The 14,346-nt window shown below is 65.6% G+C and carries 14 protein-coding genes; 6 read left to right on the top strand and 8 right to left on the bottom strand.

The window, feature by feature from the left end:
- Window positions 1-120 precede the first annotated feature (120 nt).
- The 3 genes from modB (at window position 121) to E8L99_RS12365 (ending at window position 3,087) form a co-directional block, all read left to right on the top strand.
- Complete coding sequence (gene modB, locus E8L99_RS12355) at window positions 121-816, top strand: molybdate ABC transporter permease subunit (RefSeq protein ID WP_137099819.1); 696 nt, start codon at window positions 121-123, stop codon at window positions 814-816.
- A gap of 108 nt (window positions 817-924) precedes the next feature.
- A complete protein-coding gene (pncB, locus tag E8L99_RS12360) occupies window positions 925-2,241 on the top strand; it encodes a nicotinate phosphoribosyltransferase (protein ID WP_137099820.1) in 1,317 nt (438 codons plus the stop codon).
- Between the two features lie 45 nt (window positions 2,242-2,286).
- Complete coding sequence (locus tag E8L99_RS12365) at window positions 2,287-3,087, top strand: SDR family NAD(P)-dependent oxidoreductase (protein WP_137099821.1); 801 nt, start codon at window positions 2,287-2,289, stop codon at window positions 3,085-3,087.
- 2 nt (window positions 3,088-3,089) lie between these two features.
- On the opposite strand, the gene E8L99_RS12370 is transcribed toward E8L99_RS12365, so the two are convergent.
- On the bottom strand, window positions 3,090-5,423 hold the full coding sequence (locus tag E8L99_RS12370; RefSeq protein ID WP_137099822.1) for a bifunctional salicylyl-CoA 5-hydroxylase/oxidoreductase: 2,334 nt from the start codon (window positions 5,421-5,423) through the stop codon (window positions 3,090-3,092).
- Between the two features lie 142 nt (window positions 5,424-5,565).
- Between E8L99_RS12370 and E8L99_RS12375 the strand changes: the two genes are divergently transcribed.
- From E8L99_RS12375 to E8L99_RS12385, 3 genes are read left to right on the top strand one after another with little or no spacing between them, the layout of a single operon-like run.
- Entirely contained in the window at window positions 5,566-6,345 is a 780-nt protein-coding gene (locus E8L99_RS12375; RefSeq protein ID WP_137099823.1) for an SDR family NAD(P)-dependent oxidoreductase, read from the top strand.
- A gap of 9 nt (window positions 6,346-6,354) precedes the next feature.
- Window positions 6,355-8,028, top strand: coding sequence for an AMP-binding protein (locus E8L99_RS12380; protein WP_137099824.1), 1,674 nt, complete (start codon window positions 6,355-6,357; stop codon window positions 8,026-8,028).
- Window positions 8,029-8,032: 4 nt separating this feature from the next.
- Complete coding sequence (locus E8L99_RS12385; protein WP_137099825.1) at window positions 8,033-8,473, top strand: RidA family protein; 441 nt, start codon at window positions 8,033-8,035, stop codon at window positions 8,471-8,473.
- 275 nt (window positions 8,474-8,748) lie between these two features.
- Here the strand turns inward: E8L99_RS12385 and E8L99_RS12390 are convergent, their stop codons facing one another.
- The 7 genes from E8L99_RS12390 to E8L99_RS12420 are packed head-to-tail and all read right to left on the bottom strand — an operon-like array spanning window position 8,749 to window position 14,223.
- Window positions 8,749-9,210, bottom strand: a complete 462-nt coding sequence (locus E8L99_RS12390; RefSeq protein WP_137099826.1) for a RidA family protein — start codon at window positions 9,208-9,210, stop codon at window positions 8,749-8,751.
- Between the two features lie 34 nt (window positions 9,211-9,244).
- Window positions 9,245-10,327, bottom strand: coding sequence for an alanine racemase (locus tag E8L99_RS12395; protein WP_137099827.1), 1,083 nt, complete (start codon window positions 10,325-10,327; stop codon window positions 9,245-9,247).
- Window positions 10,328-10,348: 21 nt separating this feature from the next.
- Window positions 10,349-11,050: an ABC transporter ATP-binding protein gene (locus E8L99_RS12400; protein WP_137099828.1), complete on the bottom strand. Its 702-nt coding sequence runs from the start codon at window positions 11,048-11,050 to the stop codon at window positions 10,349-10,351.
- Complete coding sequence (locus E8L99_RS12405; protein WP_137099829.1) at window positions 11,050-11,574, bottom strand: MarR family winged helix-turn-helix transcriptional regulator; 525 nt, start codon at window positions 11,572-11,574, stop codon at window positions 11,050-11,052. The genes E8L99_RS12400 and E8L99_RS12405 overlap by 1 nt, the downstream gene beginning before the upstream one ends.
- Window positions 11,571-12,326 (bottom strand): ABC transporter ATP-binding protein, encoded by a 756-nt coding sequence (locus E8L99_RS12410; protein WP_137099830.1) that lies wholly within the window; start codon window positions 12,324-12,326, stop codon window positions 11,571-11,573. Before E8L99_RS12410 ends, E8L99_RS12405 begins: the two co-directional genes overlap by 4 nt.
- Window positions 12,323-13,294: a branched-chain amino acid ABC transporter permease gene (locus E8L99_RS12415; RefSeq protein ID WP_137099831.1), complete on the bottom strand. Its 972-nt coding sequence runs from the start codon at window positions 13,292-13,294 to the stop codon at window positions 12,323-12,325. Before E8L99_RS12415 ends, E8L99_RS12410 begins: the two co-directional genes overlap by 4 nt.
- Window positions 13,295-13,299: 5 nt before the next feature.
- Window positions 13,300-14,223, bottom strand: coding sequence for a branched-chain amino acid ABC transporter permease (locus E8L99_RS12420; RefSeq protein ID WP_137099832.1), 924 nt, complete (start codon window positions 14,221-14,223; stop codon window positions 13,300-13,302).
- Window positions 14,224-14,346: the final 123 nt, after the last annotated feature.

Consider the following 14,346-nt stretch of genomic DNA (forward strand, 5'->3'; position numbering starts at 1 on the left):
CTGCGAAAGGGCGAAAATCCATCGTTTGGCATGCCGTTCGCGCAAGGACCTTCCTCAAACCGGTGGATCTGCGCTATAGCTGGTCGCATACAACGATTGCGACAGGCGGAATGCTGACAGATGATGGCCCTGACGCCTGAGGAATGGACGGCCATCCTCCTGTCGCTGCGCATCGGCTTCTGGGCAACGCTCTGGGCGCTTCCGCCGGGCATCGCCATCGCCTGGCTGCTGGCCAGGCGCTCGTTTCCCGGCAAGGCGCTGGTCGATGGACTGGTCCATCTTCCGCTGGTTCTGCCGCCTGTGGTCACCGGCTACGCGCTGCTCCTGCTGATGGGCCGGCGGGGGCCGATTGGCAGCTTTCTCGCTGAGCAATTCGGTATCGTTTTCGCCTTCCGGTGGACCGGGGCGGCGCTCGCCTGCGCCATCATGGGCTTCCCGTTGCTGGTGCGCGCGATCCGCCTGTCGATCGAGGCGAGCGATGTGAAGCTCGAACAGGCGGCCGCCACTCTTGGCGCTCGTCCGCTCTGGGTCTTCGCCACCGTCACGCTGCCGCTGGCACTGCCCGGCATCGTCGCCGGCATGGTGCTGTGCTTCGCCAAGGCACTGGGCGAATTCGGCGCGACCATCACCTTCGTGTCCAACATTCCCGGCGAGACGCAGACCATTTCGGCGGCCATCTACACCTTCACCCAGTCACCGGATGGCGACGCCGCGGCTCTCAGGCTGACCCTGGTGGCGGTCGTCGTGGCGCTGGCGGCGCTAGTGCTGTCGGAATGGTTTGCCCGCCGCGTCGGTGCCCGCGCCCACGGCTTCTGACCGGCCACGCAGGCGAGCCTTGCGATAATCAGCCCCTCGGGCGAGTGTTCAGGGTGCCGACCCCCTTGCTATGGTCCCGCCCCCGGACGAAGCGCCTTCAGGACCGCCATGGTCGACATTGCCACCCGCGTCTACAATCACACGTGGAAGCTCGACCCGATCATCCGGTCGCTGCTCGATTCCGACTATTACAAATTCTCGATGCAACAGCTGATCCGCCGGTTCCATCCCGATGTGACAGCTACCTTCGCGCTGACCAACCGGACGAAATCCGTGAGGCTTGCCGATGCGATCGACGAGGGCGAACTGCGCGAGCAGCTCGACCATGCGCGCGACCTGCGCTTCAGCCAGCGCGAACTCATCTGGCTCGCCGGCAACACGTTCTATGGCCGCGAGCGCATTTTCGGGCCCGACTATCTGGCCTTCCTCAAGGATTTCCGGCTTCCCGACTACGAGCTGACCAAGCGCGATGGCCAGTATGAGCTGACCTTTGCAGGCAACTGGGCCCACACCACCATGTGGGAGGTGCAGTCGCTCGCCATCGTCAACGAGCTGCGCGCCCGCGCCATAATGCGCACGCTGTCGAAGCTCGAACTCGACATCCTCTATGCCAATGCCAAGGCCAAGGCCTGGGAGAAGATCAAGCGGCTGCGCAAGCTGAAGGACGAGGTCGGTTCGCTGAAGATCTCGGATTTCGGGACCCGTCGTCGCCACGGCTTCCTCTGGCAGCACTGGATCATGGAGGCCATGGCCGATGCGCTGGGGCCGGACGTGTTCACCGGCACGTCCAACATGAAGCTCGCCATGGACCTTGGCCTCGAGGCCATCGGCACCAACGCCCACGAACTGCCCATGGTCTATGCGGCGCTGGCGAAGAACGACGCGGACCTCTTGGCCTCGCCCTACAAGGTGTTGGAGGACTGGGCGCGCATCTACGACCAGAACATGCGGATCATCCTGCCGGATTGTTTCGGCACGGCACATTTTCTGGCCCATGCGCCGGATTGGGTAGCGGACTGGACGGGTGCCCGCCCCGATTCCAAGGAGCCGATCGAGGGAACTGAGGAACTGATCGCCTGGTGGCAGGCCAAGGGCCGCGATCCCCGCAAGAAGCTGGTTATCCTCTCCGATGGCATGGACATCGATTCCATCGAGCAAAGCGCGCGCCATTTCAAGGACCGCGTGCGCATAGGCTATGGCTGGGGCACCAATCTCACCAATGATTTCAAGGGCTGTGTTCCGCGTGGCGACCCGGATGCGCTCGCGCCGATTTCGGTCGTCTGCAAGGTGATCGAGGCCAATGGCCGCCCGGCGGTCAAGCTCTCCGACAATCCGGTCAAAGCGACCGGCCCCGCCGACGAGATCGAGCGCTACCGCCGTGTCTTCGGCACGGCCGGCATGAAGGCGCACGCCGTTCTGGTCTGACCGACCAGGATATTCACTTCAAAAAAACTCAACGGGATGAACGCCATGCATGATCTGACCGGCAAGGTCGCCTTCATCTCCGGCATGGGCTCGGTTGGCGAGGGCTGGGGCAACGGCAAGGCCACTGCCGTCCTGCTCGCCCGACAGGGGGCGACCATCTATGGCACCGATATCGGGCAGGCCGCTGCCGACGAGACCAAGCGCCTGATCGAAGCCGCGGGCGGCAAGGCTTTCGCGCGCGAGGTCAACATGACCCAGGCCGCAGAGGTCGAGACGGCCGTGCGCGATTGTCTCGCCCGCTTCGGGCGGATCGACATCCTGATCAACAATGTTGGCGGCTCGGCGCCCGGCGATCCGGTCACGATGTCGGAAGAGGTCTGGGACGCCCAGCTCGACCTCAACCTCAAGACCGCGTTCCTGGCGGCGAAATACATCATCCCCGTGATGGAAGCCCAGGGCGGTGGTGCGATCGTCAACCTCTCGTCGATCGCTGGCGTGCGCATCCTGCCCGACCGCCCGCATGTCGCCTACACCACGACCAAGCTTGGCATTCTCGGCTTCTCGCGCTCGATCGCGGTGACCTATGCCAAGAAGAACATCCGCTGCAACACCGTCATTCCCGGCCTGATGCACACGCCGCTCGTCGAGCACCGCCTGGCGAAGACCGTTGCTGGCGGCGATGTCGAGGCGCTGATCGCCTCTCGCAATGCGCAGGTGCCGACCGGCAAGATGGGCGACGCCTGGGACGTCGCACAGGCCGTGCTGTTCCTGGTCTCGGACGAAGCGCGCTATGTCACCGCCGCCGAGATCGCGGTGGACGGCGGACTATCGGCCGCGAGCCGGTAGGCCTATTCCGCCGCCTTGACGTCGTCGAACGAGCCGCGCGCGTGGCGCTTCGGCTTGGCGGCGATCTTCAGCGTCTCGAAGTCACTGCGCTCCTTCACCGCATTGCGCATCGCCTGGTCCTTGCCAGGCTGATATTGCGGCGGCTGATAAGCATCGACTCCATACCAGGCGGCGGCCTTCAGCATGAAGGACGGATCAGCGAGATGCGGCCGCCCGAGCGCCACCAGATCGGCGCGGCCGGCGGCGAGGATCGTGTTCATCTGGTCGGCTGATGTGATGTTGCCGACGCACATCGTCTTCACATCGGCCTCGTTGCGGATCGCATCCGAGTACGAGGTCTGGAACATGCGGCCATAGGTCGGCCGGCTCTTCGGCGAGGTCTGGCCGGTCGAGACATCGACAAGATCGACGCCGGCTTCCGCGAAGGCGCGTGCGATTGCGATCGAGTCCGCTTCGGAAATGCCACCCTCGGCCCAGTCGGTCGCTGAAATGCGCACCGCCATGGGCTTCTCCTTTGGCCAGGCCGTGCGCATCGCCGTGAACACCCGCAGGGGGAACCGCAGGCGGTTGTCGAGCGAACCGCCGAATTCATCGCTGCGCGTGTTGGTCAGTGGCGAGAGGAAACTCGCCAGCAGGTATCCGTGGGCTGCGTGCATTTCCAGCATGTCGAAGCCGGCGCGCGCGCCGCGCTCCGTTGCCGCGACGAATTCGGCCACGATGCGATCCATGCCGGCACGGTCGAGCTCTGCCGGGACCTGACTCTCCGGATAATAGGGGATGGGGGATGCCGATACGACCGGCCAGGCGCCATCCTTGAGCGGGCGGTCCATGCCCTCCCACATCAGCTTGGTTGCCCCCTTGCGGCCGGCATGGCCGAGCTGCAGGCAGATCTTGGCCTTCGAATGGGCGTGTGCAAAGGCGACAATCCGCGTCCAGGCGGCTTCCTGCGCGTCCGACCAGAGGCCGGCGCAACCGGGTGTGATCCGGGCGTCCGGCGCCACGCAGACCATCTCGGTATAGACGAGGCCCGCGCCGCCGACGGCCCGCGCCCCGTAATGGACCAAATGCCAGTCGTTCGGCAGGCCGTCCTCGGCGGAATACATGCACATGGGCGAGACGACGCCGCGGTTCTCAAGGGTCATGCCGCGCAGCTGAAGCGGCTGGAACAGCGGAGGCCTGGGCCGCGCGGTATCGGCACCGGCCACGCCTTCGGCGAACATCCTGTCAGCTGTCGCCACGAAGTCCGGCGCGCGCAGACGCAGATTGTCGTAGGTGATGGCCTTGGAGCGGGTCATCAGGCCGAAGGCGAACTGGCGCGGATCCATGTCCCAGAAGCGGTCGAGATGTTCGAACCATACGAGCGACACGTCGGCGGCATGCTGGGTGCGCTCCACCTCATCGCGCCGGTCGGTCTCGTAGGCCGCAAGCGCGGGGGCGACCGTGCCGTGGGCGCGGAAGGCGTCGAACAGCGCGATCGCATCCTCCATCGCGAGCTTGGTGCCAGACCCGATGGAGAAATGGGCGGTGGCCTTGGCGTCCCCCATCAGCACCACATTGCCCTTGCACCAGCGACGCGTGCGGATCATCGGGAATTGCCGCCAGAGCGAGCGGTTGGTGATGAGCGGGTGGCCCGCGAGTTCCTCGGCGAACACGCCCTCGAGAAACCGCGCGGATGCATCCTCGTCCATGCGGTCGAGACCAGCCCGCGCGAAGGTCTCCGGATCGGTTTCGATCACCCAGGTCGAGCGGCCCGGCGCATATTGATAGGTATGCGCGATGAACTTGCCGAACTCGGTCTCGCGGAAGAAGAAGGTGAAGGCATCGAGCGGCTTGGTCGAGCCGAGCCAGGTGAACCGGTTGGGGCGAAGGTCGACCTCGGGCAGGAAATGGTCGCGGTCGGCCTCGCGGATGCGCGAATTGATGCCGTCGGCGCCAACCACAAGGTCATAGCCTGCGCAGAAGTCCGGCGTGACATCGACCTCGGTCTGAAAGCGCATCTCGATGCCCAGTTCGCGGGCGCGATCCTGCAACAGAACCAGCAGGGTCTGGCGCGAACAGCCGCAGAAGCCGTTGCCGCCGATGCGGTGGACGCTGTCCTTGAAGTGGATCTCGATATCGTCCCAGTAGGCGAAGTTCTCGGTGATCGCCCGGTAGCTCTCGGCGTCATAGCGCTCGAAAATGTCGAGCGTCGCATCGGAGAACACCACGCCGAAACCGAACGTGTCGTCCGGGCGGTTGCGCTCGAACACCGTGATCTCCGCCTCGCGGCGCCACTTCTTCATCAGGATGGCGAAGTAGAGGCCGGCCGGTCCGCCGCCGATCACCGCGATGCGCATGGGTCACTCCGTGGCTTGCCGGGCCGAACGTGTCGTCAGCCGCAGCGGAAATTAGTTTAAGCCTAAAATAAATTCCGGCAAGCGGGCCAAGCCTCTTGCTCCGGAATATTTGAAGCCTAAACTAATTTGCGAGGAGGCCGTGATGGTCGCTGCAAGCTCCCCTTCGCCCGCATTGTCGGGACGTCGCGCGCTGGTCACCGGTGGCGGCCGCGGCATCGGTCTCGCCGTTGCGCGGGCGCTGACACAGGCCGGCGTTGAAGTGACCGTGCTGGGCCGAACCGCAGCCTCGCTCGACAAGGCCGTGAGTTCCGGCGCTGCAGCCCACGCGATCGTCGCCGACGTCACCGACGCCTTGGCGCTGGAAGCAGCCATCCGTGCTGTTGAGGCTGCAGGCCCGCTCGATATCCTCGTCAACAATGCCGGCCACGCCGAGACCGCGCCGATCCGAAAAATGGACCGGGCGCTGTTCGACCGGATGATCGCGCTGAACCTCACTTCCGTCTTCGATGGCATTCGCCTGGCCTTGCCCGGCATGTTGGCGCGCGGCCAAGGCCGCATCGTCTCCATCGCCTCGACCGCAGGCCTCACCGGCTACCCCTATGTCTCGGCCTATTGTGCCGCCAAGCACGGGGTCGTCGGCCTGACGCGGGCGCTCGCCAGGGAGGTCGCGACCTCCGGCGTGACCATCAATTGCGTCTGCCCCGGCTTCACCGAGACCGACCTCGTCGCCGGCTCCATCGACACCATCGTTGCGAAGACCGGACGGACCGCCGAGGCGGCCCTCGCCGATCTGACCAAGTCCATGCCCATCGGGCGGCTGATCAAGCCCGAGGAGGTGGCATCGGCCGTGCTTTGGCTGGTGTCGGACGCGGCAGCCGCCGTCACCGGCCTGGCCCTGCCTGTCGCCGGTGGAGAGATCTAGGAGCACGCCATGGCAATCCCCTCGGCCCATGTCGATACCTTCGCTGCCCGCGGCCTGCCGCCGATCGAGATGCAGCCGCAATTCCTCTTCGACCGGCCGGAGCTGCGCTATCCCGACCGGCTGAACTGCGTCACCGAATTCATCGATCGCCACCTGCGGGAAGGCCGGGGCGGCAGCGTCGCCATTCTGGCGCCGGGCGGGCTCACCTGGACCTATGCCGATCTCGCGGCCGAGGTGAACCGCATCGCCAATGTGCTGACCAGAGAGCTGGGCCTTGTGCCGGGCAATCGCGTTCTGCTGCGCGCGCCCAACAATCCCACCATGGTCGCGGCCTATCTCGCCGTCATCAAGGCCGGCGGCATCGTGGTTGCCACCATGCCGCTCTTGCGCGCCAAGGAACTGACCGAGATCGTCGACAAGGCCGAGATCGGACTGGCGCTCTGCGACGACCGGCTGATGGACGAACTGGCCAAGACCGGCGCCTCCTCGGCCTTCCTCAAGCGCATTGTCGGTTTTGCCGAACTGTCCTCGCTCGCAGCCGCTGTGTCCCCTGAGTTCGCTCCAGTCGATACCGTCCGCGACGATGTCTGCCTGTTCGGTTTCACTTCCGGCACCACCGGCAAGCCGAAATGCACCATGCATTTCCACCGCGATCTGTTGGCGATCTGCGATGCCTATTCCGGCAATGTTCTGAAGCCGCAGGCGACGGACCGCTTCATCGGCTCGCCGCCGCTGGCCTTCACCTTCGGTCTTGGCGGCCTCGTGCTGTTCCCGTTCCGGGTCGGCGCCTCGACGGTCCTGCTGGAAAAGGCCTCGCCGGGCGATCTCTTGCCGGCGATTGCCGAATTCAAGCCGACCATCTGTTTCACCGCGCCGACCGCCTATCGCGCGATGATCCCGGCGCTGTCGGAGCACAATTGGCGTTCCTTGCGCAAATGCGTCTCGGCCGGCGAGGCCCTGCCGAAGGCGACGTTTGATGCCTGGAAGGCGGCGACCGGCCTGGAGCTGATGGACGGCATCGGCGCAACCGAGATGCTGCACATCTTCATTTCGGCCCCCGAGGGCGAGATCCGCCCGGGCGCCACGGGCAAGCCGGTGCCTGGCTATCAGGCCAAGGTGATCGGCGATCATGGTGAGGATCTGCCACCCGGCACGCCCGGCCGCCTCGCGGTCCGTGGACCGACCGGCTGCCGCTATCTCGCCGATGACCGGCAGGCCAAATATGTCCTCGCCGGCTGGAACATTACCGGCGATACCTACATGGCCGATGCCGACGGCTATTTCTGGTATCAGGCCCGCAACGACGACATGATCGTCTCGGCCGGCTACAACATCGCCGGACCTGAGGTCGAGGCTGCGCTCTTGGCCCATCCGGCGGTGGCGGAAGCCGGCGTCGTCGGCAAGCCCGATCCCGAGCGCGGCATGATCGTCCAGGCCTATGTCGTGCTGAAGCCCGATTTCCCGGCTGTTCCCGCCATGGCGGTGGAGCTGCAGGTCTATGTGAAGGCCGAGATCGCGCCCTACAAGTATCCGCGTGCCATCAGCTTCGTGGACAAGCTGCCGCGCACCGAAACCGGCAAGCTGCAGCGCTTCACACTGCGCGAGATCGCCAAGGCCGAAGCGGCATCAGCCGAAGCGGCATCAGCCGACGACAAGAACACGGCCGCCAAGGCCGCGGAGTAGCACCATGTCCAAGGACCCTATCGTTTCGCCTTCGCCAACAGCGGAGGGCGGTCGCCCCGTCACCCTGAATCCGCCCGGCTGGCCCGAGCCGCGCGGCTATGCCAATGGCATGTCGGCCACCGGTCGCATCGTGGTCACGGGCGGTGTGGTCGGGTGGGATGTGGCGGGCCAGTTTCCCGTCGACTTTGCCGGCCAGGCGCGCCAGTGCTTCGAGAATATCGCGGCCATTCTCGCCGCCGGTGGCGCGACCCCCGGCCATATCGTGCGGCTCACCTGGTACGTGACCGACATCGAGGAGTACCAGGCGAACCTCCGGCCGCTCGGCGCGGCCTATCGCGAGGTCTTCGGCCGGCACTTTCCAGCCATGGCTGTGGTGCAGGTGGTGCGCCTCGTCGAGAAGGCGGCCAAGATCGAGATCGAGGCAACGGCGGTGATCGGGGAGTAGGCGAGGCCGCTTGAAATTGGCGGGTGCTGTTCTGACGGAGAGAGCCCCTCACCCTTGCCCTCTCCCCGTAGGAGGGGAGAGGGGATTCAAACACCTGACCTCAATCGACGATCGTCTTGGACCGGCCGCATCGCCTGGAATGTGTCACCAAGCAATTGGTGCGTAAACGAGGCTGGAGGGTGCCGCGTACCCTCTCCCCGCCTGCGGGGAGAGGGAAGGGTGAGGGGCCATACGCGCTGACCATCGTTCATCGAACGAGGCCTTCCACCCCTTCCTCAGTCGTGAATCCGGATCACCGCTTCCACTTCCACAGTGATCCCCATCGGCAGCGATCCCATGCCCACTGCCGAACGGGCATGGCGGCCGCGGTCGCCGAGCACGGCCACCATCAGGTCGGAAAAGCCGTTGATGACGCGCGGATGGTCGCCGAAATCGGGCGCGGCATTGACCATGCCCAGCACCTTGAGGAACTCGACCTTCGAGAGGTCGCCGCCTGCCGCCGCCTTGGCCGAGGCGAGGATCTGCAGGCCTACCAGCTTGGCGTGTTCATAGGCCGTCTCGACCGTGACATCGCTGCCGACCTTGCCGGTGTGGAGGGAGCCGTCCGGCTTGAGCGGACCCTGTCCGGCCAGATAGGCGATCTGGCCGTCCCGCTTGAACGGCACATAATTGCCGGCCGGCGTTGGCGTCGGTGGCAGCGTCAGGCCGAGTTTGGCGAGATTGTCTTCCGGGCTCATTCAGGCCTCCTGCGGGATCGATCGGGCGCCCATCTCAGCGCAATTTGCCGCGCGCCGCCACCGGGAGGATACCGACGATCTCCTGGCCGCGCACCATCACCACCTCGTCCACCATGTTGACCACGACGCAGACATGGTTCGGCACGATGCGCACGACATCGCCAACCTTCGGGCGCTCGTTGCACTTCGCGAGATCGAGAAATCCGTGCTCCTCGGCGAAGCGGGCGATGCGGGCTTCCGGGTGCTCCAGAATATAGCCATAGCCGTCGATGCCGCCGCCCGGATCGGAGGTCAGCGTCTTGGAGCCTGAATCGAGAATGCCGCGGTCGACGCCGGCGCGGCTGACGACCGTCGCATAGACGTGCAGCGCGCAGTCGTCGAAGGTCGCAACGCCCGCCGCCACTTGCATCCGGTCATTGTAGATATAGGTGCCGGGGCGATGCTCGGTGGCGCCGGCGAGACGGCCGACATTCTTCATGTTGGGCGAGCCGCCGGTGGAGACGATGGTCGGCTCCAGCCCCTCGAGCCTGACACCGGCCAGCGCCGTGTCGAAGAACTTCTGTGCTTCCGGCCAGCCGTCCTCGGTCGGATAGAGCATGAAGCCCTTGAACGAGAGGCCGGGGGAGGCCGCCACCAGCTTGGCAAGCTCGATCGCCTCAGCCGGCGTCTCGACGCCCGCGCGCTTGCGGCCGGTATCGCACTCGATGACGACGCCAAGCGGCCGCCCGGCGAGCGCCGCGGCCTTCGGCAGATCGCCAATCACCACGGGATTGTCGGCGGCGACCGTGACATCGGTTGATTCCAGAAGCCGGCCGAGCCGGTTCATCTTCTCCTCGCCCAGGAGATTGTAAGAGATCAGAATGTCGTCGATGCCGGCTTCCGCCATCACCTCCGCTTCGCCGATCTTCTGGCAGGTGATGCCCTTGGCTCCTGCCGCGATCTGCAGCTTGGCGAGCAGCGGGCTCTTGTGCGTCTTGATATGCGGACGATTGGCCACGCCCGCCGCATCACAGGCCGCCTGCACGCGGGCGATATTGGCCTCCACCCGGTCCATGTCGATGACGACGGCCGGCGTGCCATATTCGCGGGCAATCTTTGCGGCAAGCGGGCTTGTCATACGGCAACTCCGGCGAATGGCTCAGACGTGGAGATAGCGGTCCTTCAGGTCGGGGCTGGCGAGGAAATCCGCGCTGGTCCCTTCCCAGACGAGCCGGCCCTTCTCGAGGATCAGGTGCCGGTCGGCCAGTTTGACCAGAGCATCGACATTCTTGTCGATCACCAGGATCGATTGGCCGTCCTGCTTGAGGCGGGCTAGACAGGCCCAGATCTCCTGGCGGATCACCGGCGCGAGGCCTTCAGTAGCCTCGTCCAGAACGAGGAGCTTGGGGTTGGTCATCAGCGCCCGGCCGATCGCCAGCATCTGCTGCTCGCCGCCGGAAAGCTGGGTTCCCATGTTGCGCCGCCGTTCCTTCAGCCGCGGGAAGAATTCATAGACCCGCTCCAGCGACCAGGGCTTGGCCGCGCGGTCGCGATCGGCTGCTGTTGCGATCAGGTTTTCCTCAACCGTCAGGTTCGGGAAGATCTGCCGCCCCTCCGGCACCAGGCCGAGGCCTGCCTGCGCCGCCCGGAACGGCGGCTTGCCGGCAAGCGCGACCTCGTCCATGGCGATGGTGCCGCCGCTGGGCTTCACCAGCCCGAAGATCGACTTGATCGTGGTGGTCTTGCCCATGCCGTTGCGGCCGAGCAGGGTCACGACCTCGCCCTGCGCGATCGAGAGCGAGATGCCGAACAGCACCTGCACGTCGCCATAACCGGCCTCGAGGCTTGAAACGGTCAGCATTATTCCGCCGCCTCCGCTCGCTCGGTTGTGGCGCGGGCGACCGACGCCTTGGTCTTGCCGAGCAATCCCATCAGCAACTCTCGTTCGGTCGGATCGAGACCGGCCAGCAGTTCGGTGATCCAGAGGCCGTGCTGACGCGCCATGGCCGAGAATTGCGTCCGGCCCTTGTCTGTCATCACGATGCGCTGCGCGCGCCCGTCGGAGGCGTCGCGGCGGCGCTCGACAAAACCTTGCTCGGCGATGCGGGCGACAAGCCCTGTTACATTGCCGTTGGTCACCATCATGCGCCGCGAGATGTCACCGAGCGTCAGGCCTTCCGGCGACTTGTCGAGCTGGGCCAGGAGGTCGAAGCGCGGCAGCGTGATGGCGAAGCGATCGGCAAGCCTGCGGCGGATCTCCCGTTCGATCATCGTCGTGCAGGTGAGCATGCGCAGCCAGAGGCGGAGCTCGGGGCGTGCATCGCGCGGCTGCTGGGCGAGCCGGCTCTCGGCGTCGAGGATGTCGTTGGCGCGGACCTCGCTCATGCGAAATCCTCCTCGCCGAGATATGCCTCGCGCACGGCGGGATCGGCCCGCACCTCATCTGGCGTGCCCGAGGCGATGACCCGGCCATAGACCAGCACGGAGATGCGGTCGGCGAGGCGGAACACCGCGTGCATGTCGTGCTCCACCAGCACCATAGGATAGCGACCTTTCAGCGCCATCAGCACCGCGACCAGGCTCTCGGTCTCCTCGCGGCCCATGCCGGCCATCGGCTCGTCGAGCAGCAGGAGCTTCGGCTCCGACACCAGCGCCATCGCGATCTCGAGCTGGCGCTTCTCGCCATGCGACAGGCTGGTCGCGGGAAGCTCGGCCTTGGGCCTGAGACCCACCTGGTCGAGGGCGGCGACAGCCTTGTCGTTGAGCCTTGCGTCGCGCGACACCTGACGGAAAAAGCGGAACGACGACCGGTCATGCGCCTGCGCGGCGGTGGCGACATTTTCCAGGACCGTGAAGGCCGGCAGGATCTGGGTGATCTGGAACGAGCGCGTCAGGCCGCGCAGCGCGCGGGCATGGATCGGCAGGCGGGTGATGTCCTCGCCGGCGAAGGTCACCTGGCCGACATCCAGCGGCACCTCGCCGGTGATCTCGCCGATCAGCGTGGTCTTGCCGGCACCGTTGGGGCCGATGATGGCGTGGAGCTCAGAGGCACCGATGTCCAGCGTCACGTCATCGGTGACCTTCAGCGCTCCATAGGACTTGGAGAGGCCTCTGAGCGACAGGATCGGCGCGGTCATCGTCCGGCTCCCCGGTCAATGAGCTTGACGAGGCCGCCGCGGGCGAAGATCGCCACCAGCACGACCAGCGGACCAAACAGTGCCTTCCAGTGCTGGGTGAGTTCGGCCAGCCATTCCTCGATCAGCAGCACGCCGATGGCGCCGATGATCGCACCGTTGAGGGTGCCGAGACCGCCGGCTACCACCATCGCGATCATGTCGCCGGAACGCTGCCAGCTCATATAGGCCGGCGAGACGAACAGGGTGAGATTGGCGAACAGCGCGCCGGCCAGCGCACAGATCGCACCCGAGATCACATAGGCAGCCAGCCGATAGCGGAACGGATCGAAGCCGAGGGCCCGCATCCGGCGCTCGTTCTCCTTGGCGCCGCGCAGCACACGCCCGAAGCGCGATCCGACGATGGCGCGCAGCAGCAGATAGACGCCGAGCAGGACGCCCAGCACGACGAAATAGAATGAGGTCTCGTTGCGCAACAGCCGCGTGCCGAACACGTCGGAGCGGCTGAACATCCTGAGACCATCATCGCCGCCATAGGCCGACAGCGATGTGGCCGTGAAGAACGCCATCTGCCCGAAGGCCAGCGTGATCATGATGAAATAGACGCCGCGCGTCTTGAGCGAGATCGCGCCTGTCACCAGTGCGAAGGCCGCCCCCACCAGCATCGCGACAGGGAAAGAGATGGCGGCTTCATCGATGCCATGGGCCGACAGGATCGCGACCGCGTAGCCGCCAAGCCCAAGGAATGCCGCATGGCCGAAGGACACCATCGCGCCATAGCCGAGGATCAGGTCGAGCGAGAGGGCGGCGATGCCGAAGACCATGGCTCGTCCGACCAGCGACAGCACGTAGCGCTCCGGCCAGATGAACGGCACGACGGCCAGCGCCGCAAAGATCACGAGAGCAATGGCATGGCGCCGCCAGAGGGGGGCGGGGATGGATGCGGGCGCGCTGGTGGCGATGTCGGCCATATCCGTCAGCCCTTCGCCGGGAACAGGCCGGTCGGACGGAAGAACAGCACCGCCGCCATCAGGATATAGATCGACATGGAGGCGATGGCCGGACCGATGGTGCGGGCATCGCCGGCCGACAGTCCGCCAAGGCGCAAGAGATCGACCGAGAAGGAACGGAGCAGCGTGTCGGTCAGGCCGACGATCAGCGCGCCGACGAAGGCGCCGCGGATCGAGCCGATGCCGCCAATGACGATCACCACGAAGGCGAGGATCAGGAGATTGTCGCCCATGCCAGGCTCGACCGAGAGCACGGGTGCCGCCATGCAGCCGGCAAAGCCGGCGAGCATTGCCCCGAAACCGAAGACGATCATGAACAGCCTGCGGATGTCGACGCCGAGCGCAGAGACCATCTGTGCATTGGAGGCACCCGCCCGGATCAGCATGCCGACACGGGTCTTGGCCACGACGAGATAGAGCCCGAGCGCCACGCCGAGGCCGGCCCCGATGATGGCAAGCCGCCAGACCGGATAGAGGACGCCGTTGGCAATCACGATGGAGCCCGTCAGCATGTCCGGGACAGGCACCTGCAGCGGCGCCGCGCCCCAGATGATCTTCACGGCCTCGTTGAGGAACAGGATCAGACCGAAGGTCGCCAGCACCTGCTCCAGATGGTCGCGATCATAGAGATGGCGCATCACGACGATTTCGAGCAGCAACCCGAAGGCAAGCGCCGAAATGAGCGCCAGGATCAGTCCGATGACGAAGGACCCGGTCCAGGCGACGAACATGGCGGCGAGATAGGCGCCCAGCATGTACTGCACGCCATGGGCGAGATTGATGAAGTCCATCACGCCGAACACCAGCGTCAGGCCTGCGGCAATCAGGAACAGCAGCACGCCCAGCTGCAAGCCGTTCAGCGTCTGGATGATGAGCAGCGTGGAGGACATGGGATAAGGGGGCCTGTCGCTCTATCCGGCAAAGGGCTGCCGACGGAACCTGCTGAACCGTCACCCCCGGCGAGCCCGAAGGGCGAGGGAAGGGGGTCCAGGAATGCCGACCGTGATCTCGCG

The sequence above is a fragment of the Phreatobacter aquaticus genome (genome assembly GCF_005160265.1).
Lineage (GTDB): Bacteria > Pseudomonadota > Alphaproteobacteria > Rhizobiales > Phreatobacteraceae > Phreatobacter > Phreatobacter aquaticus.

Bases quoted from the DNA above. Each gene is read 5' to 3' on its own strand.
- E8L99_RS12390 (WP_137099826.1), bottom strand. From the start codon at position 9,210: ATGAGCCCGGAAGACAATCTCGCCAAACTCGGCCTGACGCTGCCACCG.
- E8L99_RS12380 (WP_137099824.1), top strand. From the start codon at position 6,355: ATGGCAATCCCCTCGGCCCATGTCGATACCTTCGCTGCCCGCGGCCTG.
- E8L99_RS12375 (WP_137099823.1), top strand. From the start codon at position 5,566: ATGGTCGCTGCAAGCTCCCCTTCGCCCGCATTGTCGGGACGTCGCGCG.
- E8L99_RS12415 (WP_137099831.1), bottom strand. From the start codon at position 13,294: ATGGCCGACATCGCCACCAGCGCGCCCGCATCCATCCCCGCCCCCCTC.
- E8L99_RS12395 (WP_137099827.1), bottom strand. From the start codon at position 10,327: ATGACAAGCCCGCTTGCCGCAAAGATTGCCCGCGAATATGGCACGCCG.
- E8L99_RS12385 (WP_137099825.1), top strand. From the start codon at position 8,033: ATGTCCAAGGACCCTATCGTTTCGCCTTCGCCAACAGCGGAGGGCGGT.
- E8L99_RS12420 (WP_137099832.1), bottom strand. From the start codon at position 14,223: ATGTCCTCCACGCTGCTCATCATCCAGACGCTGAACGGCTTGCAGCTG.
- E8L99_RS12410 (WP_137099830.1), bottom strand. From the start codon at position 12,326: ATGACCGCGCCGATCCTGTCGCTCAGAGGCCTCTCCAAGTCCTATGGA.
- E8L99_RS12370 (WP_137099822.1), bottom strand. From the start codon at position 5,423: ATGCGCATCGCGGTGATCGGCGGCGGACCGGCCGGCCTCTACTTCGCC.
- pncB (WP_137099820.1), top strand. From the start codon at position 925: ATGGTCGACATTGCCACCCGCGTCTACAATCACACGTGGAAGCTCGAC.
- E8L99_RS12405 (WP_137099829.1), bottom strand. From the start codon at position 11,574: ATGAGCGAGGTCCGCGCCAACGACATCCTCGACGCCGAGAGCCGGCTC.
- modB (WP_137099819.1), top strand. From the start codon at position 121: ATGATGGCCCTGACGCCTGAGGAATGGACGGCCATCCTCCTGTCGCTG.
- E8L99_RS12400 (WP_137099828.1), bottom strand. From the start codon at position 11,050: ATGCTGACCGTTTCAAGCCTCGAGGCCGGTTATGGCGACGTGCAGGTG.
- E8L99_RS12365 (WP_137099821.1), top strand. From the start codon at position 2,287: ATGCATGATCTGACCGGCAAGGTCGCCTTCATCTCCGGCATGGGCTCG.